The following is a 19,089-nucleotide window of genomic DNA, read 5'->3' as shown; positions in this document are numbered from 1 at the left end:
CCTGCTATGGTCTCTGTTTGGTCATTACCCCTGGCGATGCCAAGCCTGCGGCAGGCGTGACTATTACCGCCGCCGCTATTGACGGAGCCCTGTCCAGAAACTTCCCATCCCCTCAGGCGTCCCGCCCCTCCAAGGTGGGATGTCGATTCCAAACCGGGCCATCGTACATTGTGCCCATGCATTCATCGCACTCCTTTCCCGCGGCGCCGGACACAATCCGCCACCGAGTCGTTACGAAACTCCACTTTCAGCGAGCCTGGGACCGCCTCCCGGTCCTGTGCCCGGTGATGTTTGCCGGAGTGCCCTTCATCGGCGAGGGGTTTATCCGCAACATCTCTCGGGACGGCTGTACCGTCGAATGCGACCGGATCGTCCTTCAGGGGAGCTATGTAAAGCTTCGACTGTGGCTGGCGGACGGGGCGAGCGCGCTGGCTATCGACCTCGCGGCAGTGCGGTGGGTCCGTGAACAGTACTTCGGCCTGGAGTTCCTCAGGCTGACTGAAGCCGAACGAACCCGACTCGATGAGTTTTTGGTTCATCACCGCCGTTGATTGCCCGCCGAATCTTGCCTCGCCGGTACCCGATCAAAACCGGTACTGAACCCCTAACGACATGTTGGTATTGAAGAAGTCACGACTGGCACTGTTCGAGGAGCGTTGAGCCCGCTGGACCTCCAAGCTCAAGGCTGAAGCCGGTGACAGTTGGTAGCGTAGACCGGCCGTGCCGACGTGGGTCGAATCAACAACGCCTCGATTCGAATCTCCCAGGATCTCGCTGGTGAACTCCTTGCGCCGATACGCATAGGCCAGGTCCATGAAGAACCCCCGCCCAAGCGCGATCGTCGCACCCAGCGAAGCGAAATGCTGCCGGTAGGATACATCGTCGCGGAATTGGACCTCGTCCCGCCCGTCTGCCGCCCCTCGTTCAAACAAATAGGACAACACGACGGTAATACGTGACGTGACTGCCACCTCCGCTTGAGACCCCAGCGTCCAAAACTTGGTGTCCCGCTCTGCGAACGCCTCATTGAACAGGCGAATGCCGTAACGAGCAATCAGGGTCCCTGTCCAGGCCTGGGACAGACGCTGCTCCAGTTGCGCTCGCCACACATGGGAGGTCACCCGCTCTTCTTCAAGCAAGCGGGCGCCGGTCCGCCGTTCATTATTGGGGCCGAGAAACAAATTCGGCACATACCGATAGCGCAGTAACAGGGATGTATCGGGCGAGAAGGCCTGCTTGACCTGCACCCGATAGTTGCCGTGATTGAAGATGGTATGGTCGGTGTAGATGAAACCGGCGGCCTTCAGGGAGACTTCATTGCTCCCGAGAGGATTGCTCGAGCGATGACGCAGATCGAGGAAGGGTTCCCACACCACATCTTGGGGCTTCTTGAGCGGGACGATCGTCGGCTGGCTTGGATCTTCCGACAAGGCTAAGCGTCGGGTCGCAGACAATTCGGACACGTTATCAGTGTACAGCACCCTGGCTTCGGTGACGGCGGACCATTCTCCGGCCGGCGATTCCGCCGGCCACGCTACTCCGAGGATTCCTCCCAGTGCGAAGAGCCATAGTTGCCGAAACCGCGGCACAACCCGTCCCCGCCGCACCGGTCATCGCCCGCCGAACGAGCGTACGTAGGTGATCACCTGCCAAGCCTCTTCTTCGGTGAGAACCAATGGAACGAAAGACGCCATGTCCGTCCCTGGGCTTCCGTTCTTCAAGATCCAAAACAATTCGCCGTCGGTCCTTGTCTGCTGCCACATGCGATCAGTGAAGTTCCGCGGGAGCTTGCCGCGGAGTCCTTCCACATCTTTCAAACCCATTCCATCCCGTCCGTGACATGTCATGCAAAAGGCTTTGCCCTGAAAGAGCGCTTTCCCCTTCTCCAGGGTTTCCTCCGTCACGGGGAGGGGATTCTTCCAGGTTCGCGCCTCTTCGATCTGATCGACCGGCACACGAGGCCTCAGGACCGCATCATCTGCAGCCGAGGCCATCAGTGTTGATGAGACCACCCAGGCCGCAAACATACGGCAAGAGCTGAACCGAACCAGTCCGTTCATCATGATGGGATATCCTCAGCCGCCCCCCCGAGGCATGGACGACCTGCGATACGCATCAGTCCGGCAGCTTCTGCCGGACTGATGCGTATCAGGAGGGCTACTTGTCAGCGTGGCCCGGGAACTTGTGCCCGAGCGACTGCGGGAACGTCACTGTGCCGTCCGGGAATTCCTGCCCGTGCTGCCACAAGTGGTAGATCACACCGTCGGTTCCGGCGGCAGCTTCCGCTACCTTCGCGGCCTGATCAGCCGGCATGTCGAGCACCTGAACGCGACCCGTCGCAATTTCTACTTTGTGATCGTGGAAGTGGCGGTGCCATTGTATGGCCGGCAGCTTGCGCGTCAAATCCTTCGCCACGAAATACTCGATCGCGACCAGCTTGGCCTTGGGATCGGTCGACTCGAAGAGTAGGCACTGGAGAATCTGATCGGTAACGCCCTTGCAATAGTGATGGAACGGTCCACCCGGCTCGCCATTGGGCATCATGTGCGGAGCCTGCACGTGAATATCAAATCCTTCCACCGGGGACTTCGGCTCCCCGCTGACGGCTTTTTGCGGGGCGACTCCGGCGCACCCAATGGTGGCGATCGCAATAATGGCTAACAATCCCTTTCTCATCACAATTGACCTCCTATGATATGGGTTGGACACATCACCGAACCACGTAACTGTACCACTCGCCAGATCCACATCCTTAGAGTCCGGCTGCTCAAAAACGATTCAACAATTTTCGGCCGTACCGATCGGAACTCTACTGGGGCAGCTTAGGCATGCTGAACTTGGTCGACTCACCGGTCAGCGCCCGTAGAAAGGCGAGCAGGTCGGCCTGCTCCTCATTCGCCAATCCAAGCGGCTTGATCAGTGAGCTCAGATGGGGATTGGTTCCGCCCCCATTGTTCAGAAATCCGACCACCTCTTCGAGCGTCTTGAACGCCCCGTCGTGCATATAGGGCGCCGTGTCCGCAATGCTCCTGAGTGTCGGAGTCTTGAACGCACCCTTGTCCTTTTCGGCCCGCGTGACATTGTAACGGCCGAGGTCTTCCTTCAATGGTCCCACTTGCGGGACACCGAGATTGTAAAATTGATTGTCGGTGAAATTCGGGCCATTGTGACAAAGAATGCAGCGCGCCTTCCCCTTGAAAAGCGTCAGCCCTCGCACCGCCGACTCGTCCATCGCCCGCTGATCGCCTAGGACGTACCGGTCGAACGCCGAATTCGTGGATATAACCGTCCGCTCATAGGCTGCAATCGCCTCCGCAATCCCCTGCAGATTCACGTCCGTGCCGAAAACGGTGCGGAACTGCTGTTGGTACCCCTTGATCTTGCCCAGTTTCGCAACGACATGCTCGTGCGTCTCCGCCATCTCAATCGGATTGTGAATAGGCCCGATCGCCTGCTCCTCCAGCGAACGGGCGCGTCCGTCCCAGAACTGCACGGGGTTGAGAGCCGTATTGAAGACGGTCGGTGCTTGCCTGCCGCCGACCCCGCCGCCGACCCCGATGGAAGTCTGTCGGGAATCGGCAAACCCCGTCCCGGGGTTGTGACAGAAGGCACATGAGATCGCATTGTTCTTCGATAGTCGCCCATCGAAGTACAATTGCTTGCCGAGTTCGATTTTCGCGGCATAGTTGAGATTCGTGGACGGCACGGGGATCGCAGTCGGGAGTGGACCGATATCAGGGACCGTCACGCCATCGACCGTGACGACTCCATGCGGAGCGTATCCAGCCGGTGAGGCGGACACGCTGGATGGGAGTTGGATCGCCGCAAGCGCGGCACCTGCGGCCAATACGGTATATCCTGCGAGACGGACGACGCTCATAGGGTGAACCTCCCTGCATGAGAAGGTGCCATTGAAACGCTACCGTTGCCTGGAAAGAAGGTGTGACCGAGGACGCATTGTACTGGAAATGCGCCGGTTCGTCGAGGCGCGTCGGTCGATGCCGGCGAATCCGCAGCAGAGCCCCATCAGCGAGAACCGTTTCCAGAAGAGGCTCCAGCAGGATCCAGGGTCACGCCCTGGCTGCGCTCGACTTCATGAGACTGTCGGCCTGGGGCGGGAGGAATCCTTGGTAGCCTTGATGACGCTCGGCGAGTTCGAGCACCGAGAAGGGATGTCCATCGACCATTTCAGGCGCCGTGAAGATCTGTCGCAAGGTGCCGCCGCGAGCTCCGACGATCTCTCCGGTGAAGACCACGCCCCGCCCTTTCAACTTTGCGATCGCCGCTTCGATGTCCTCCACTCGAACCGCTACATGGTGAAAGACGCGATCGCCGAACCGACCCACCCAGCCGGGGATGATGCTGGTTTTGCCGCGCTCGTCGGCATAGGCCTGATCGATGAAGAGGGCGGGATAGCCCGGCCTGCGAAACACTTTGGCATACCAATCTTCGAAATTGATCGTTTCGTCGTACGAAAAGCCCAGCGCCGTGAATTCCGCCGCCCGCCGATCGATGTCCGTTGTGCGAATCGTAAGGTGATCAACGACCGGCATGAGCCCGATCCCGACCTCGTTCAGCGCATCGCGGATCACCCGCCCCGCGCGATTCTTGGACAAAAACTCCCCAACCATTCTCGCGATCAGCATATCGAGCTCAGCCGCCTGTCCCATGCCGCCCTCCTTCGCCTTGTCGCCCGAACGCAATCCCCTGCGCCAACGGCAACTCGGTTCCCCAATTGATCGTGTTGGTCTGCCGACGCATGTATGCTTTCCACGAGTCGGACCCCGCCTCTCGTCCTCCGCCCGTGGCCTTCTCTCCGCCGAACGCCCCGCCGATCTCCGCACCTGAAGTACCGATATTGATATTGGCAATCCCGCAATCGCTGCCCATTGTCGACAGAAATGTTTCGCTGTGACGAACATTCGACGTGAACAGCGACGAAGCGAGTCCTTGCGGCACAGCATTTTGTAGCCTGATCGCTTCCTCCAGCGTTCGGTACGTCATGACGTAGAGAATCGGGGCGAAGGTCTCCCGCTGGACGACCGCCCAATGGTTCTGCGCCCGCACGATCGTGGGTTCGACGAAATGACCGGGCCGATCCAGCACCCGCCCGCCGAACAGAATCTCTCCGCCCTCGCGGACGGCCTCTGCTAACGCATCCTGATAAACACGCACCGCATCGTGGCTGATCAATGGCCCCATGACCACGCCCGAATCAAGCGGATCACCGATGATCACTCCGCGATAAGCCTCCAACAGTCTCGGCACAAGCTTGTCATATTGGGATTCATGCACGATCAACCGCCGCGTGGTGGTGCAGCGCTGTCCGGCCGTACCAACTGCCCCGAACAACAAGGCGCGCAGGACCAGCTCGAGGTCGGCGGTCTCATCGACGATTACAGCATTGTTGCCGCTCAATTCGAGGAGCACCCGACCCAATCGTCGCCCAACCGCCTCCGCCACGTGCCGCCCGACCGACACCGATCCCGTGAACGACACCAGGGGAACGCCTTCATCACGAATCACAAGCTCAGCCAATTCCTGCCGACCCGTACAGAACAAACTAAAGACACCCGGGTAACCGGCACGCTCACACACGCGGTTGCAGATATGTTGCACCGCCACGGCACACAACGGAGCGCGCGGGGAAGGTTTCCAGATGACGGTGTTCCCGGCAATGGCTGCGATGAAGGCATTCCAGGCCCACACAGCGACGGGAAAATTGAACGCGGTGATGACTGCGACCAGGCCTAACGGATGCCACTGTTCATACATCCGGTGCTGCGGTCGCTCGGAATGCATGGTCAGACCGTACAACATGCGGGACTGCCCAACGGCAAAATCCGCCATGTCGATCATCTCCTGAACTTCCCCCTCCCCCTCGGCTCTGATCTTTCCGACTTCGAGCGACACCAGTTCGCCCAATGCGGCCTTGCGTCGTCTCAGTTCCTCACCGATGAGCCGGATCACTTCCCCTCGTTTGGGAGCGGGAACCATGCGCCAGGTGCCGAACGTTCGTTGCGCCTGAGCGGCCAACCTCCGGTAGTCCTCCTCGGAACAGCCATACACGCTCGCCAGCAGCTCACCGGTCGAGGGATTGCGGGATTCGATGACTTCTGCGGTTCGGCCAGTGGTCCAGCCGGTGGATGATGCTGAGCCCCCTCCTTGTTCGGAGGCCAGTCCCAGTTGTTCAAAGATTTCGGCCTTGGTCATGGGCCCTCACGGGCGAAAGCAGGCACCGAAGCGGTTGGCGAGCACGTCGTCCAGACGGAATCGTTCCTGCGTAATGAAACCCCGATAGGCGCCCGGCGTCGCCAGCACGAGGTCGACCACGCAGCAGAGCGCCGAGGCCGTCGTGATCTGGATCGCGGACCACAAGCGGCCCATCCATCGTTGCGGATACACCTTCTTGACGTACGTTTCTTCGAAGAGCTCGTCTTGTCTGGTTCCGGTCACCGACGCGTAGATCAACACCACGTCCTGCAGGGTTTGCGGCACGGCTCGCTCCAGAATACGCTTCAGCGTCGGCCGGTCTTCGTTCAGCTTGAGATCCTTCATCAGCAGTTGAATCTTCTCACAATGTCCGGGATACCGGAGCGTCTTGTAATTCATGGTTTGCACGCGCCCGTCATACGTATCCGCAAGCGTACCCAATCCCCCGGACGTGTTGAACGCCTCGTAGAGCAGACCGTCCAGTTCGATGGTTTCATACCCCTCCAGCGGCTGGAGCTGCACTTCCTTGCCGCCCTCGATCCCGAAACACACGTTCCCATACTCATTAATCAACCCGTCGGTCGACCAGGTGAGCGAGTACTTCAATGCATTGCTGGGATGGACCGGTAAGGCGCCCACCCGCATCTTGACGGTATCGAGCGAATCAAAATGGCCCATAAGTTCGTTGGTGACGATACTGATGTAGCCCGGCGCCAGGCCGCATTGCGGTACGAACGCGCGATCGGCTCCGGTGCTGATGGCCTTCACCCGCCGAGTGACGGAGACGTCTTCGGTGAGATCAAAGTAGTGCAGAGATTGAGTCCGGGCGATCCCGGCGACCGCCGCATTGCAGAAGTAAGGGAGCCCGGAAACGACGGCATCGAAGCGGTGAGATTGCACATAGTGCGTCACGGCCTCGTCGTTTCTGACATCGAGCGCACAAGGTGTTACCGACGGCACTCCCAGATCCTCGGCCACCCGCTTTGGCGCATCCAGCGTCAGGTCCGCCAGATGGACGTCATAGCCTCCGAGTCCAGACAGCAAGCCGGCCGCCAGCGATCCGATCTTCCCGGCACCAAGGACGAGAACCCGAGCCATGGAATCACCCTCTGCTCATTATACGCTTCCAAATAGGACGAGGGAGGATTTCTCTCAAATCGATCGTCCAAGACACCGATGCCATGGTGGTCGACGCCCGCAGAATAAAACCCCGACTCAACCTAGGGCGGACCGAGCGATATTGGAAAAGAGACTGAGATGAAATCGAACGTGGAGAGGAACTTGGGACTGAGCCGAGGGAACGCTACGAAGAGGCTTGTCGAGGACGGGCGGGCTGAAGAAGGGATTGGTTCCGAGGGGTGGCCGGGGGAGAGGATTCCATAGCTTCGAACAGAAGGCAGCATTTCAATCGACCGCACACCCCGAGCAACTTGGGATCATCAACCGGCAATCCCAACCCACGCGCTTGTTTGACGCTGACCGGCTTGACCTCGGTGAGAAAGCTTGCGCAGCACAAGACGAGTCCGCAGGTATCAATCCCTCCGAGTCGGCTGGCTTCATCCCGCACGCCCACCTGGCGCATCTCGATGCGCCCACCGAACCGGCGCGCGAGTTGCCGCACAAGTTCCCGGAAGTCGATGCGGTCGTCCGCCGTATATACGAACGTCATCTGGCGCCGCTGCAGCGAACAGAACACCTCGACCAACTTCATACGGAGCCCGAGCGCGGCAGCCTGTTGACGACAAGCGACCATGCCATCGGCAGCCAAGCGTTCATACCGGTCGATTACGTTGATATCCTCACGAGTGGCCACTCGCGTAATCGCCTTCATGACCCGCATCTGCGGCACAAACGGCACCGAGTAGGGTTCGGCATACACCACGCCGTAGGTCAGATCCCCGTCGAGGTCGATGACCACCCGGTCGCCCATCCTGAGCGAACAGTCTCCGGCATCGAATTTCTTCACCTCGCCCCGATCGCGAATCTTGAGCCCAACCACGCGAACCGAAGCCGGATAGGGAACCGCCAATTCCTGGGCAATTAATTTGTCGACCATAGGGGGCATGATACACCATCTGCGCTTCGAATTGGAATCGTCATGCCGATCAAAATACGGGGATTACCTATCACCGACACCGGGCAGATGGAGGCGTAAATCGCGCTATTTTGTATGGGGATCTGGCACTTTGCCTTGTTTGTTCCGGAAGCGGTCCGGCAAATGGGAAGAGGAGCAACCAGGGCCTCTCCCTCCTGGAAGGGAAAGGCCCTGGCTCCATGGATGGGCATCTGACCTAGACGAGTTCCTGCCGGCGAACGAGCCGACCCAACCCCACAACCCCGACCAGCCCGGCACCGAACAGAATCAGCGAGGCCGGCAACGGGACCGCATTCACGACAACTTGCCCCCGAATCTCTCCGCTCGTGAACAAGGAGCTATGAACGTTGATGTACCAGAGGCCGGACAAAAGATTGCTCTGTTGCACCGCGTTCAGAACGGCACTGCCGGTCAGGATTCCGAAGGGAGATCCGGCGGGAGACGGCAAGGCAATATCCTGCACGACAGGACCAGCCAGTCCAGCCTGGGCCTGATGAAAATGCGCCGCCGTCGGTGTGCCTTGAAGACCGCTATATACGATGTTCCAGGTCAGGTTGCCGGTTGCATTGTCCAATTGCAACGCCGCAGCCCCGATCGCCGGCGAAGCGTTCGGCGGCGTCTCCTGAGCACCGTTCAAGAAGGAGGACAGCGGAATAATCGCGGCTGTTCCGTTCGGTGCCTGCCCCAATCCGATGGCCAGCGCCACCCCGAAGACCACCAAGCCTTTCCTCCACGACCATCGCAACCTTTGCATCATGTCGTCCCCCTTCCTTCCGTAATCTTCAGTCCCATGCTGTATCACGCTGACACATCACACGCCAGCACACGGCCCCAGGAAACTCTACGTATATACGTATTATCACGTCACATCACATCGAACATGCCTGTCTATACGCGAGCAGCCGGTACTCGTCAAGATAGAATTTCCGTCGCTTCGCGTGAAATTGAATGCACTACGTAACTCACCGCATTCACACGGCAAAATATGACTCACATTGCGACAACATCAGCTCGATTGCGTTCGCCGGTGTGCCATCTCGGAACACACTCTCGGAATGGCCCGTCAAGCCGAGACACTTCGCATAGACGGAACGCGACGAGCGTATCCGGGCTTCGTTGGACGAGTGATCATCCAAGGCGGACCAAGTCCAACACGCGCAGAGTGCCGCGCCGGGGACTTCGCCCTAATGCTGGAACATACGGAGATGACGGGGATTTTCGGTGGGATGCCTGACGGAAAAGTGTGTTAGGCTACATGCAGCCGCCGCTATGAATGCGGCGATCTCACGATGAGGCGTCAGTCTTGATGTTGCGCATACCCAAACGTGTCGTCCTGCCGTTCGGCTATCACATCACGGTTCGGCAGGTCACCGATTCCGAAATGGACCGCCGAGACCCCAATGCAGACGGCATTTGGGATAACGATACCAAAACCATCTTCATCAGAAAGCGGCTGCCTGTCACCCGCCGACGATACATCCTTGCACACGAACTGGGGCACGCGTGGTTGGATTGGCAACACCGGTACTTAGATGACGGCAAAGCCCGCACGTAGCCGTATCCTGTAAGATCCCACCGGCTTCGTTCTCAGCTTGAAGAAGGCCCCAGCGCACCCGTGAGGGTCCGCCTGCGACTATTGCATCGCCGGCAGCCTAGCCGACTCGGCCTTTTTGAGCATCCGCGTCTCGCATCGCTGAGCAACGCGGGAGCGAAGCCTCGAGAATCCAATCATTCTCCCGCTAATTTGAGAATGTGCTTCCATTCGGCCTCCGTCACCGGCTGAACAGAAAGGCGCGAGCCCTTCCGCAATAGTTCCATGCGCGCCAATGCCGGCTCCTTCCTGAGACGATCCAACGAGAGCGGCTGCTCAAACCGATCGACAAACCGAATGTCCACCATATCCCATCGAGGAGCATCGGGCTTGCTGGCCGGATCGAAGTGTCCGTCGTTCCGGTCGAATTGGGTCGGGTCCGGGTAAGCGGTCTTCACTACCTCTGCGGTGCCGGCGACAGCCGGAGGCTCCGCATTACTGTGGTAGAAGAGGACCCGATCGCCGATCTGCATCGACCGCATGAAATTTCTTGCTTGGTAATTGCGCACCCCCTCCCAACAGGTCGTCTTGCCCGGTGCTCGCTTGAGATCATCGATGGAAAATACTTCCGGCTCCGATTTCATCAACCAGTATTGAACGGCCCGCTTCATCGCAAAACCTCCTCAACGCTTGGTACCAACCTCCAGTGGGTGTATGCTGCATACCATGGATTTCCTTGCGTGCGAGTCCTACCTTTGGACCTGACACCGGCCCTCTACGGGACCTATAAGATAATCAAATATCTGCTCTACCCGCTGTCATGGATTGCAGCCGGAAGCCTGCTGACATTCCTGACGGCCTGCCTTCCGGCTACGCCCTGGCAAACGCGCTGGGTCCGCCGATTTGGATTCGCCACGGTGTTGGTTACACTGCTGACGACGACCCCGTTACCCGCCAGAATGCTCATCGGCACCTTGGAAGCTTGGTATCCCCCTTACCATCCCACTCCCACGGCTCGGTTCGATGCCGTAGTGGTGTTAGCAGGCGGAGTCTACAGCGCAGGAAGCCTCCGTCCCGCGCCCGAAATCTCAGAAGCTTCGCGGGAACGGACGACCTGCGGCGCGGAAGCATGGTTGCAAGGGATTGCACCTCGCCTGGTTCTGTCGGGCGGGGACGCCAGCGTCTTCGGGACCGGTACGCTAGAATCACACGAGATGAAACGGTGGGCGCTCCGTCTCGGCGTTCCAGCCTCGGCTATCCTCCTCGAGGACCGCTCCCGCACAACGTATGAAAACGCCCTCAAGACCAAGGAACTCTTGGGTGCGGGGCGAATCCTCCTCGTGACCTCAGCCAATCACCTTCCCCGAGCGGTCGCCCTGTTCGAAAAGCAAGGCTTTGCCGTGACGCCGATGCCCTGCGGTTATGAGGCGACGGATCGACCGGCCGACGCCTGGCAGCAGCTGACGGTCTTCGACTTTCTGCCAAACTACACCGCCCTTGGGATCACGACCCACGCCATCGATGAACTCGTGGGCATCGCAGTGTACTGGGCTGCAGGGAAGCTCTAGCGGGGCAGGATCACGCTTCCGGCTCGAGGCAAGAATCCGATTCGGCAATGTTGTCCTGCCCTCGGCCATCGTGTCCATCTACATCCCTCCGCTCATTCATCGGACATGATCCGATACAGCCCGCCTCCGTGGTCGACCACATACAATTCTCCCGTCTCATCTTCGCCAAACGAAGAGATATGAAGTCCTGTTCGGAGGAGGACGTGAACAGGATCAAGTACGCTGGGCGATTCTCCGCCCTGCAACCCGGCGGAAAATACTTCGCCGCTGCAATAATCGCCGAAGACATAGAACCCCTGGAACTGCTTATGTGCAACCCCTCGATACACATAGCCACCGGTGATCGAACAACGCCCACCGTGATGACCATATTCCAACAGCGGCAACCGCAATCCCGGCCGCTCGCATTCAATCCGCGGTTGGAAACAATGCCGCCCTTCCATCCGGCGCCATCCATAATTTCCACCGCGCACGATCAGATCGACTTCCTCCCACTCATACTGCCCCACGTCGGCCGCCCACAGGTCGCCGGTGCGGCGATCGAACGAAAATCGCCAAGGGTTCCGAAGCCCAATCGCATAGACCTCAGGCCGTCCCCCACCAGCGGAGTGGAAGGGATTGTCGGCCGGGATCGCATAGGGTTCACCGTGATCGACGTCGATACGAAGGAGCTTCCCCAAAAGGTCGTCGGGATTCTGTCCACGATCATTAGGATCACCCGCCCCTCCACCGTCACCGCGACCGATGTAGAGATACCCGTCGGGGCCGAAGGCAATCATGCCGCCGTTGTGGTTGGCATGGGGTTGCGACACTGTCATCAACATACGTTCGGCGGAGGTAGGTTTCGAGCCTGGCTCCGTGACTCGAAATTCAGAGACCACGGTCGCGCCGTCCGGCCGGCGGGTGTAACTGATGAACAGGCGGCCGTTCTGCTGAAATTTCGGATGGAAGGTCAGGCCGAGCAGCCCTCGCTCGCCGCCTGACCATACCCGATCCGCAACGTCAAGAAACGGAGTCCCCTGAAGGCTGTTCCCGACAATGACCCGAACACGGCCTGCCTGTTCGACAACAAAAATGCGGCCGCTCCCATCGCCGGCGTGCGTCACGAACAGAGGCTGCACCAGCCCGGCAGTCACCACGGGAACCAAGCGCACATGCGGACGGCCATCGAACTCCGCCCCAGCCGTAGACGTCAGCCACGGCAGACATAAACCACCGAGAACGAAGCCCCATACGCGCCGACGCCATCGCCTTATGCACGCCATCTAGGCTCCGGCTTGATCCCGTTCGAGATAGACAATGAGTTGGCGATAGGTCAACTCTCGGATGCGCGCCTTGTTCGGCAGGGCGCCGCTGAGGTTGTTCTCCAGCCAGACCTGCTCGATGATCTGCTTCCGCGCCTCGTCGCTCTGCTGCCACATATTGTGGAGAAACTCCCACGGCAAGCCGACCTGCACACCTTCGGATTCGATCCGATCGTCAAGAATCGCAAGCAAGTCCGCCAGCGCTTGATCCGGTCGGTACGGTTGCGAGGCGAATCCAAACGCCTCCTCCGCCTGCGCGTCCTGCCGTGCCTGCTCGACCAGATCCTGCATATATTCTTTCAACAGCCCGATCTGATGACCTGAGAAATGCATGGAGGGGAGCTTAGCCAGAAGTGCTTCTCGGGGGCAAGGCATGAATCAACCGCACGGTTGACCGCCGATTCTACGCTTCACTATTATGATGGGCATTCCGTGGCCGCCCTCGCGAAGCATCGTTCGTCTCTCGTCGCCGGCCATTCCTGATCGCGCGTCGGATCCACTGATTCTGCTTGTTGTAGGTTGAAACATGAGCGGCGGTACCGTCGAACATTTTGAGATCTCGCTCAACACGCCGGCCGGGCAAATCACCACCGGGATCGGCGTACCGACGGGATTCGTCCCCATTGCCTCCGTCGTCCCTCTCATGCGAGGACTCGGTGCGCAGGTTCAAACCCTTGAGCAGGAACAGGTCACGGCATCGGGGCAGGTCATCTCATGCCGCAAGGGATGCTCGGCCTGTTGTCGTATGCTGGTGCCGCTCTCCGCGCCTGAGGCATTTGCACTGGCCCAGGCGTTCGACCGATACGATGAGACCACCAAGCTCGCGCTGACCGCAAGGCTCGACGCAGCCAAACGGCGACTGACCGAAGCAGGATTGTGGGGCAGACTCACGGCCCTGGCCGAATCCCAAACGCCCCCATCGGATGAGGCTGTTGAACCGGTCAACCGTGACTATTATGCAGTACGGATGGCCTGCCCCTTTCTTGAGAACGACACCTGCCTGATCTATCACGACCGGCCGTCCGCCTGCAGGGAGCTCACCGTCACCTCACCGGCGGCGCTCTGCGACAACCTGCTCAGCCCTGCGGTCAGGCCCGTGCCCGTCTCAGTCAGGGTCACCACCGCGCTGGGGCTGCTCTGGGCAGCATTGACCGAGACGGCGCCTCGACTGATTCCCCTGCCCCTCGCACTAGACTGGGCCCGCGCCCATGCGGAGGAGCAACGGCGGGAGTGGCCCGGCACCACCCTGCTCGATCAGGCGCTCGACCAGGTCTGGCGCTATATCAGCCAGGAATTTCAACGCAGGAAGACGACGAATTCTTAGTCGCACACCGGGGGAGGCTCGCCTCGGACCCCGATTCGCGCAAGTCTCAGAACTCAGCACCACACGCCAACACTCAGCGATTGTAAGGGGAACTCAATGGAAAATCCTGTGATTGTCTGTCTGGACCTGGAGGGAGTACTCGTTCCGGAAATCTGGATTAACTTCGCGCTGAAGACCGGGATCGAGGAGTTGAAGATTACGACCAGGGAGATGCCCGACTACGATGCACTGATGACCAGACGCCTCAAGATTCTGGATCAGCATGGATTCAAGCTATCCGACATTCAGTCGGTGATCGAATCGATGGGCCCGCTTGAAGGCGCCAAGGAATTCATGGCCTGGCTGCGGGACCGTACCCAGGTCATCATCCTCTCCGATACATTTTATGAGTTCGCGCTGCCGCTGATGCGCCAACTGAACTATCCGACACTCTTCTGTAACCAGCTGGAGATCGGAACGGACGGGCGGATCGTCAACTACAAGATGCGTCAAGCCAACCAGAAGAAACATGCGGTTGCGGCGTTCAAGAACCTCAACTTTCGCATCCTGGCTGCCGGGGATGCCTACAACGACACGGCCATGCTCGGAGAGGCCCACGCAGGGTTCTTCTTCCGCCCGCCGGACCATCTGCCCAAGGAATTTCCCCAGTTCCCAGTCGCCCAGACATACAAGGAGTTGCAGACCTACTTCGCGAAGGCAGGTGGTTTCGCCAAGTGAGAACAGAGGATCATGGGGCCCCTGTCACCACCTCCAGGACTCGGCGACCGTAACGTTCGACCTTGACCTCTCCAATTCCAGAGATCTCTCGCAGCGCCCTGAGAGTGGCGGGCTTGTGCCCGGCGATGGCTCGTAAGGTCTTGTCATGAAAAATGACGAAGGGCGCGACCCCTTCCTCCTGTGCGAGTTCCATCCGTAACTGGCGAAGGCGCTCAAACAGGACTCGATCAACCGGGACGGCAGGCTGATACGTCGTGGCTGCAGGGACTTGCAGCGCAGGCTCGGTTACGTGGATATCGACCGTCTTCATCATCGACGGCGCTGACGGCAGAGGACGCAGCCCCTGCAACACCTCGCGTCCCTGTCGCGTCAGTTCGAGCGTAGGGTATTCGGCCCCCTGAACGCCCAGAAATCCGGCTTCGAGCAACTCTCTCACCAGGCGAGTGACGGCAAGCTTGGACTGAGCCTGATAGAAACCATAGACAGGACATGATTCCACGCCGGCTGCCAGAAGCGGCTTTGAGCGCCCGCCGCGAAGCAGTTCGACGATACGGCTCGTGCCGAATCGCCCACCGCACCAAGACACCGCCGTCAGCACGGCGGTTCCACCCGTCGCTTCGTCGTGCCCCGCTCCATCGGCAGGCGCGGCCGGTTGCACGCAGCGATCGCACACACCACAGGCGCCGAGTGCCGATTCTTCCGTATCGCTGAAATAATCGAGCACCGCGACCTGTCGGCATTTCGACGTCGACACATAGGTCAGCAGATCCGCCAGCAATGTCTTCATTCGTCCGGCTCGTTCACCTGAAACACTCTCATTGTCGGCCTGCCGGATGAAATACTCCTGGGTGGCCACATCCCGCTCGTGGAAGAGCAAGGCGCAGGTTGCCGGCTGACCGTCCCGCCCCGCACGTCCCGCTTCCTGGTAGTAGGCCTCCAGGCTCCCCGGGATTTCATAGTGTGCGACCAAGCGTACATCCGCCTTATCGATACCCATGCCGAATGCGTTGGTAGCGGTCAGAATGCGGAGCCGGCCTGTGCGAAACTCGTCCTGCACGGCCCTGCGGTCCTCATCGGACAGGCCGGCATGGTAATAGCCGACCCCGGAATGCATCTGTCCCAGCCACGATGCGACCGCCTCCACCGAACGACGCGTCGCGCAATAGACTAAAATCGATCCGGTGTCGTGCTGCCGCACCAGCTGATCCAATAGTGCGAGCTTCTCTTGGCGGGAGGCGCAGTGCTCGACCGTCAAGGCGAGATTCGGACGCCGAAAGCCGGTGACGAGCCGGAACGGGGCACGAAGCGACAATCGCTCGCACAGGTCGTCTTGGACACGCGACGTCGCGGTGGCGGTGAGGGCAAGGCAGGGCGGGTTACCCAAATCGCGCCGCAAGCGACCAACCTTTAGATAATCCGGCCGGAAATCATGGCCCCACTGGGAGACGCAGTGGGCTTCGTCGACGACCAGCAGCGACACATGAAGTGAGCGGAGGATGGCCAGGAACCGGTCGTGCTGCACCCGCTCCGGCGCGACGAAGAGCAAGCGAAGGCGTCGCCGCGTCAGTTGGGCGATGACTCGCTCGCGCTCTTCATCGGATAGGCCAGAGTGGTACGCCGCAGCCGGGATGTTTCGTTGTGTCAGCCCCTCGACCTGATCCCGCATGAGCGCGATCAACGGAGAAATCACCAGCGTGACGCCGGGCAACAGGGTGGCCGGAAGCTGATAGCAGAGCGATTTGCCTTGGCCGGTGGGCATCACGGCCAGCGCATCATGCCCGGCAAGGACGGCGTCAATGACCTCGCGCTGGCCAGGACGGAAAGCAGAAAAGCCGAATCGTTGCTGGAGCAGGACTGTGAGATCGGTCACGATACGCAGGGGCTGAAACAACGATCCCCGCCGGGGGTTCTCCCGCGGCGGGGATCAGTTTTAGGCGCCTGTCCGAGGAGATCGATCACCGGACAGGCGGTGGTTCATATCTCTCGAGTGGTTATGGCGCGGTGTAGCTGCCGAACTTCGGCACCGTGTCGCAGCCAGGCCCCTGGCTCTGGTTCGCTTGGCACAGGTGGTACAAGGCGCCCTGCGCTGAAAGCCTGGCTTCCTTGTGCAACCGAGCCTTGCCGTACGCCGTGGCCATCTTCAACTGGTGGATCGCGCCGTTGGGCGCGCCACCCGATTGGGCCTTGCTGAGTGCATCTTCCAGCTTGGCCGTGGCGCTGTCGATCACCGTACGATCGGAGCCCCAACGCTTCGTGACATCGACGGTCGTCCGCTTCCCCAGCCCGGGGGCATCGGTCAGCTCGACCACCGCATCATTGGTTGCTTGAATCGCATCCGCAACTTGTGCTTGCCCGACGGTCGGCAAACCGGCCACAGCCAGTGCCGCGACGCCCAGCGTCACCGATAACAGATTCTTCATCATGGTCTCCTTTTTCTAAGCTTGGGCTATCAGCTATCAGCAGTAAGCTGTCGGCTGAAAGCTGTCGGCTGATCGCTTCGTCCTAGAAATTCATCCAGAGCTGGACATAGCCCCAGTGCTGGTTGACCTGCTGATTCAACGTGCTGGTCAGATAGCCGCCGCTGAACAGCGTGCCGTAGGTCGCCTGGAAAGCCACCTTGCCGTCCGCGAACATGCGGGTCCAGCTCACATCGATTTCGTCGCCGATGTGCTTCTTGGTGTTGTTGGCATTCGAAAACACGTAGCAGTTTTGCGCCGCGCGATACCAACAATCCTGAGAGCTGGCGAGGTTCATGTTCGTATACCACAGTTCGATGTGGTCACGAGCCGAAGGCCTCGCCTGGAAGTTGACGGAAGGAGACAGCATATTCTTCCACGCCATCACGTCCATGTAGCCCATATGGATGTGGTTCGTCGGGAAGAAGTTTTCGAACGTATTGGCCGTGGTGCAGGAACCGGCCGCCGCGCCCGCGCCGCACTTGTTCGAGCGGCCGTCGCCGGAGGCATAGTCGAAATTGAAGGCCAACCGCGGTTTCCACGCCGAGTCATAGAATGTATAACCGATCCAGTTTCTGGTCGCCCAAGCGTTGATGTGCAAGCACTTCTGCTCGCCTTGGCAGGCACCGGCCTGGCCCATCTGCCCGAACTGCCACGCGATCTCGTTGCTGAAATCGAATCCGCCCTTGCGCACTTCGATCCGGTTCCCGACCATGTGGCGAGTCTGGTTCGAGTGCTTGGCCGTGCCCAATCCGAAGGCCGCGTTGTCGGCCGACGCATAATTGTTCTTGTAATACATGTAGAACGGCTCGATCACCATGCCGGGAACCATCTTCAACTGATTGTAGAAGATGAACATGTCGGCGTCGCGGTTGGCATCGCGATTGCCGGTGCCGGCGATGTTGCCGGATCCGCTTCCGACCGCCGCAGCCTGGTTCAGATCCGACTCGGAATTGCGGAACCAACCAAAGTAACTGTCCCAGCCCTTGGTCTGATAGGCGAACATCACACCGTCATGGCTATAGCCGGTGTTGGCCCAGTCAAAGTGACCGAACAGGGAGTGGTTGCCGAACACGACATACTGACGACCGACCTTCATGCTCAAGCCCTGCACGTCGGCCAGGTTCCGGACCAACATGTAGGCAGCCCGGACGCCTAGGCGGCACGCGCCGGTCGCAGTCGTCGAACATTGGTGATTGAGTGGATCGCCACCATTGCCGGCATTGACCGCTGAACCGTTCCCACCCCAAGTGGCGCTGTCGATGATTTCCACGTAGAAATTGACGTCGGGCGAGAGGTCATAGCCGATACCCAACCGCATCCACTGTTGCACGAAGAAATCGTTGCCTTTGTTACCAACTTGGCCTCCGACACCGCCCGCATTGCCCTTGGTGCCGAACGTGTTACATGACCCGTTGGTATTGATGGCCTGGCCGAAGCAGGTGTTGTTCCGCATTTCCGGACGCACGCGCAGATCGGCGCGCATCCAGAGGTTCTTCACGTCGAAGTTCCGGCCGATGACCGGATCGTAGATTTCGTAGGCTTCCTTCTGCGGCATGGCCCGAGGGATGGCGGGCAGGTTCGTAATGCGTTCGCCCGGGGGTAACTCGAATCCGGCAAAAGCCGGCAAGGTCAGGAACTGCAGGACCGCAGCCGCTGCAGCGCCCATCATGGTGGCCAAACCGGACCACCGCGTCCGTCCGTGGATGCTTCTCATAGCGTTCCTCCTGTGAATTGGATGGCGGCTTTCCGTGTACCCACTCACTCCAGCCGCCGTTCGTTCATCCAACCGCTACTGACGATGAAGCACAAATGTGGTGTGTCGTTCGGCATCGGCTGGAACTCCTGGTGCCCACCATCCAGCCTGCTGCGCCGCCTGTC

General features: G+C 59.7%; 20 protein-coding genes. 5 read left to right on the top strand and 15 right to left on the bottom strand.

Annotated features, from left to right (window positions below; all coding sequences use genetic code 11):
• Window positions 1–176: 176 nt before the first annotated feature.
• Window positions 177–551, top strand: coding sequence for a PilZ domain-containing protein (locus KF814_12755; GenBank protein MBX3237016.1), 375 nt, complete (start codon window positions 177–179; stop codon window positions 549–551).
• Between the two features lie 33 nt (window positions 552–584).
• Here KF814_12755 and KF814_12750 read toward each other — a convergent pair whose 3' ends face one another.
• The 9 genes from KF814_12750 to KF814_12710 form a co-directional block, all read right to left on the bottom strand.
• Entirely contained in the window at window positions 585–1,589 is a 1,005-nt protein-coding gene (locus KF814_12750) for a hypothetical protein (protein MBX3237015.1), read from the bottom strand.
• 21 nt (window positions 1,590–1,610) lie between these two features.
• Window positions 1,611–2,027 (bottom strand): cytochrome c, encoded by a 417-nt coding sequence (locus KF814_12745; protein MBX3237014.1) that lies wholly within the window; start codon window positions 2,025–2,027, stop codon window positions 1,611–1,613.
• A 130-nt stretch (window positions 2,028–2,157) separates the two neighbouring features.
• On the bottom strand, window positions 2,158–2,676 hold the full coding sequence (locus KF814_12740) for a DUF1264 domain-containing protein (protein ID MBX3237013.1): 519 nt from the start codon (window positions 2,674–2,676) through the stop codon (window positions 2,158–2,160).
• Between the two features lie 133 nt (window positions 2,677–2,809).
• Window positions 2,810–3,880 carry a cytochrome-c peroxidase gene (locus tag KF814_12735; GenBank protein MBX3237012.1) on the bottom strand — a complete coding sequence of 357 codons (1,071 nt, stop codon included), beginning with the start codon at window positions 3,878–3,880 and terminating at the stop codon, window positions 2,810–2,812.
• Window positions 3,881–4,070: 190 nt separating this feature from the next.
• Window positions 4,071–4,643, bottom strand: a complete 573-nt coding sequence (locus KF814_12730) for a VOC family protein (protein ID MBX3237011.1) — start codon at window positions 4,641–4,643, stop codon at window positions 4,071–4,073.
• 10 nt (window positions 4,644–4,653) lie between these two features.
• Entirely contained in the window at window positions 4,654–6,213 is a 1,560-nt protein-coding gene (locus KF814_12725; protein MBX3237010.1) for an aldehyde dehydrogenase family protein, read from the bottom strand.
• Window positions 6,214–6,219: 6 nt separating this feature from the next.
• On the bottom strand, window positions 6,220–7,311 hold the full coding sequence (locus KF814_12720) for a saccharopine dehydrogenase NADP-binding domain-containing protein (protein ID MBX3237009.1): 1,092 nt from the start codon (window positions 7,309–7,311) through the stop codon (window positions 6,220–6,222).
• A 205-nt stretch (window positions 7,312–7,516) separates the two neighbouring features.
• Entirely contained in the window at window positions 7,517–8,278 is a 762-nt protein-coding gene (locus KF814_12715; GenBank protein MBX3237008.1) for a hypothetical protein, read from the bottom strand.
• A gap of 226 nt (window positions 8,279–8,504) precedes the next feature.
• Window positions 8,505–9,065: a CHRD domain-containing protein gene (locus KF814_12710; protein ID MBX3237007.1), complete on the bottom strand. Its 561-nt coding sequence runs from the start codon at window positions 9,063–9,065 to the stop codon at window positions 8,505–8,507.
• Between the two features lie 549 nt (window positions 9,066–9,614).
• Here KF814_12710 and KF814_12705 point away from each other — a divergent pair.
• Complete coding sequence (locus tag KF814_12705) at window positions 9,615–9,863, top strand: ImmA/IrrE family metallo-endopeptidase (GenBank protein ID MBX3237006.1); 249 nt, start codon at window positions 9,615–9,617, stop codon at window positions 9,861–9,863.
• 173 nt (window positions 9,864–10,036) lie between these two features.
• On the opposite strand, the gene KF814_12700 is transcribed toward KF814_12705, so the two are convergent.
• Window positions 10,037–10,510 carry an EVE domain-containing protein gene (locus tag KF814_12700; GenBank protein ID MBX3237005.1) on the bottom strand — a complete coding sequence of 158 codons (474 nt, stop codon included), beginning with the start codon at window positions 10,508–10,510 and terminating at the stop codon, window positions 10,037–10,039.
• A 69-nt stretch (window positions 10,511–10,579) separates the two neighbouring features.
• Here KF814_12700 and KF814_12695 point away from each other — a divergent pair, with 69 nt between their 5' ends.
• Window positions 10,580–11,407 carry a YdcF family protein gene (locus tag KF814_12695; protein ID MBX3237004.1) on the top strand — a complete coding sequence of 276 codons (828 nt, stop codon included), beginning with the start codon at window positions 10,580–10,582 and terminating at the stop codon, window positions 11,405–11,407.
• 92 nt (window positions 11,408–11,499) lie between these two features.
• Here the strand turns inward: KF814_12695 and KF814_12690 are convergent, their stop codons facing one another.
• Window positions 11,500–12,672, bottom strand: a complete 1,173-nt coding sequence (locus KF814_12690) for a PQQ-dependent sugar dehydrogenase (GenBank protein MBX3237003.1) — start codon at window positions 12,670–12,672, stop codon at window positions 11,500–11,502.
• A complete protein-coding gene (locus KF814_12685; GenBank protein MBX3237002.1) occupies window positions 12,673–13,044 on the bottom strand; it encodes a hypothetical protein in 372 nt (123 codons plus the stop codon).
• Between the two features lie 193 nt (window positions 13,045–13,237).
• Between KF814_12685 and KF814_12680 the strand changes: the two genes are divergently transcribed.
• Both KF814_12680 and thrH read left to right on the top strand, forming a co-directional pair.
• The gene (locus KF814_12680) at window positions 13,238–14,035 is read left to right on the top strand and encodes a YkgJ family cysteine cluster protein (GenBank protein MBX3237001.1); all 798 of its coding nucleotides are present in this window, start codon (window positions 13,238–13,240) and stop codon (window positions 14,033–14,035) included.
• A gap of 96 nt (window positions 14,036–14,131) precedes the next feature.
• On the top strand, window positions 14,132–14,752 hold the full coding sequence (gene thrH / locus KF814_12675) for a bifunctional phosphoserine phosphatase/homoserine phosphotransferase ThrH (GenBank protein MBX3237000.1): 621 nt from the start codon (window positions 14,132–14,134) through the stop codon (window positions 14,750–14,752).
• A gap of 10 nt (window positions 14,753–14,762) precedes the next feature.
• On the opposite strand, the gene KF814_12670 is transcribed toward thrH, so the two are convergent.
• The 3 genes from KF814_12670 to KF814_12660 form a co-directional block, all read right to left on the bottom strand.
• Window positions 14,763–16,643, bottom strand: coding sequence for an ATP-dependent DNA helicase RecQ (locus KF814_12670; GenBank protein ID MBX3236999.1), 1,881 nt, complete (start codon window positions 16,641–16,643; stop codon window positions 14,763–14,765).
• Between the two features lie 100 nt (window positions 16,644–16,743).
• The gene (locus KF814_12665) at window positions 16,744–17,172 is read right to left on the bottom strand and encodes a hypothetical protein (GenBank protein MBX3236998.1); all 429 of its coding nucleotides are present in this window, start codon (window positions 17,170–17,172) and stop codon (window positions 16,744–16,746) included.
• Between the two features lie 82 nt (window positions 17,173–17,254).
• A complete protein-coding gene (locus KF814_12660) occupies window positions 17,255–18,925 on the bottom strand; it encodes an alginate export family protein (protein MBX3236997.1) in 1,671 nt (556 codons plus the stop codon).
• Window positions 18,926–19,089 lie beyond the last annotated feature (164 nt).

The sequence above is a fragment of the Nitrospiraceae bacterium genome, from assembly GCA_019637075.1.
Taxonomy (GTDB): domain Bacteria; phylum Nitrospirota; class Nitrospiria; order Nitrospirales; family Nitrospiraceae; genus JAHBWI01.
The sequence above is the reverse complement of the archived record's forward strand: the minus strand, read 5'-3'. Positions and strand labels throughout refer to the sequence as shown.

Coding starts and splice junctions, on each gene's coding strand:
- KF814_12680 (MBX3237001.1), top strand. CDS start 13,238: ATGAGCGGCGGTACCGTCGAACATTTTGAGATCTCGCTCAACACGCCG.
- KF814_12745 (MBX3237014.1), bottom strand. CDS start 2,027: ATGTTTGCGGCCTGGGTGGTCTCATCAACACTGATGGCCTCGGCTGCA.
- KF814_12710 (MBX3237007.1), bottom strand. CDS start 9,065: ATGATGCAAAGGTTGCGATGGTCGTGGAGGAAAGGCTTGGTGGTCTTC.
- KF814_12735 (MBX3237012.1), bottom strand. CDS start 3,880: ATGAGCGTCGTCCGTCTCGCAGGATATACCGTATTGGCCGCAGGTGCC.
- KF814_12755 (MBX3237016.1), top strand. CDS start 177: ATGCATTCATCGCACTCCTTTCCCGCGGCGCCGGACACAATCCGCCAC.
- KF814_12725 (MBX3237010.1), bottom strand. CDS start 6,213: ATGACCAAGGCCGAAATCTTTGAACAACTGGGACTGGCCTCCGAACAA.
- KF814_12720 (MBX3237009.1), bottom strand. CDS start 7,311: ATGGCTCGGGTTCTCGTCCTTGGTGCCGGGAAGATCGGATCGCTGGCG.
- KF814_12690 (MBX3237003.1), bottom strand. CDS start 12,672: ATGGCGTGCATAAGGCGATGGCGTCGGCGCGTATGGGGCTTCGTTCTC.
- KF814_12700 (MBX3237005.1), bottom strand. CDS start 10,510: ATGAAGCGGGCCGTTCAATACTGGTTGATGAAATCGGAGCCGGAAGTA.
- KF814_12740 (MBX3237013.1), bottom strand. CDS start 2,676: ATGAGAAAGGGATTGTTAGCCATTATTGCGATCGCCACCATTGGGTGC.
- KF814_12685 (MBX3237002.1), bottom strand. CDS start 13,044: ATGCATTTCTCAGGTCATCAGATCGGGCTGTTGAAAGAATATATGCAG.
- KF814_12715 (MBX3237008.1), bottom strand. CDS start 8,278: ATGCCCCCTATGGTCGACAAATTAATTGCCCAGGAATTGGCGGTTCCC.
- KF814_12665 (MBX3236998.1), bottom strand. CDS start 17,172: ATGAAGAATCTGTTATCGGTGACGCTGGGCGTCGCGGCACTGGCTGTG.
- KF814_12705 (MBX3237006.1), top strand. CDS start 9,615: ATGTTGCGCATACCCAAACGTGTCGTCCTGCCGTTCGGCTATCACATC.
- KF814_12660 (MBX3236997.1), bottom strand. CDS start 18,925: ATGAGAAGCATCCACGGACGGACGCGGTGGTCCGGTTTGGCCACCATG.
- thrH (MBX3237000.1), top strand. CDS start 14,132: ATGGAAAATCCTGTGATTGTCTGTCTGGACCTGGAGGGAGTACTCGTT.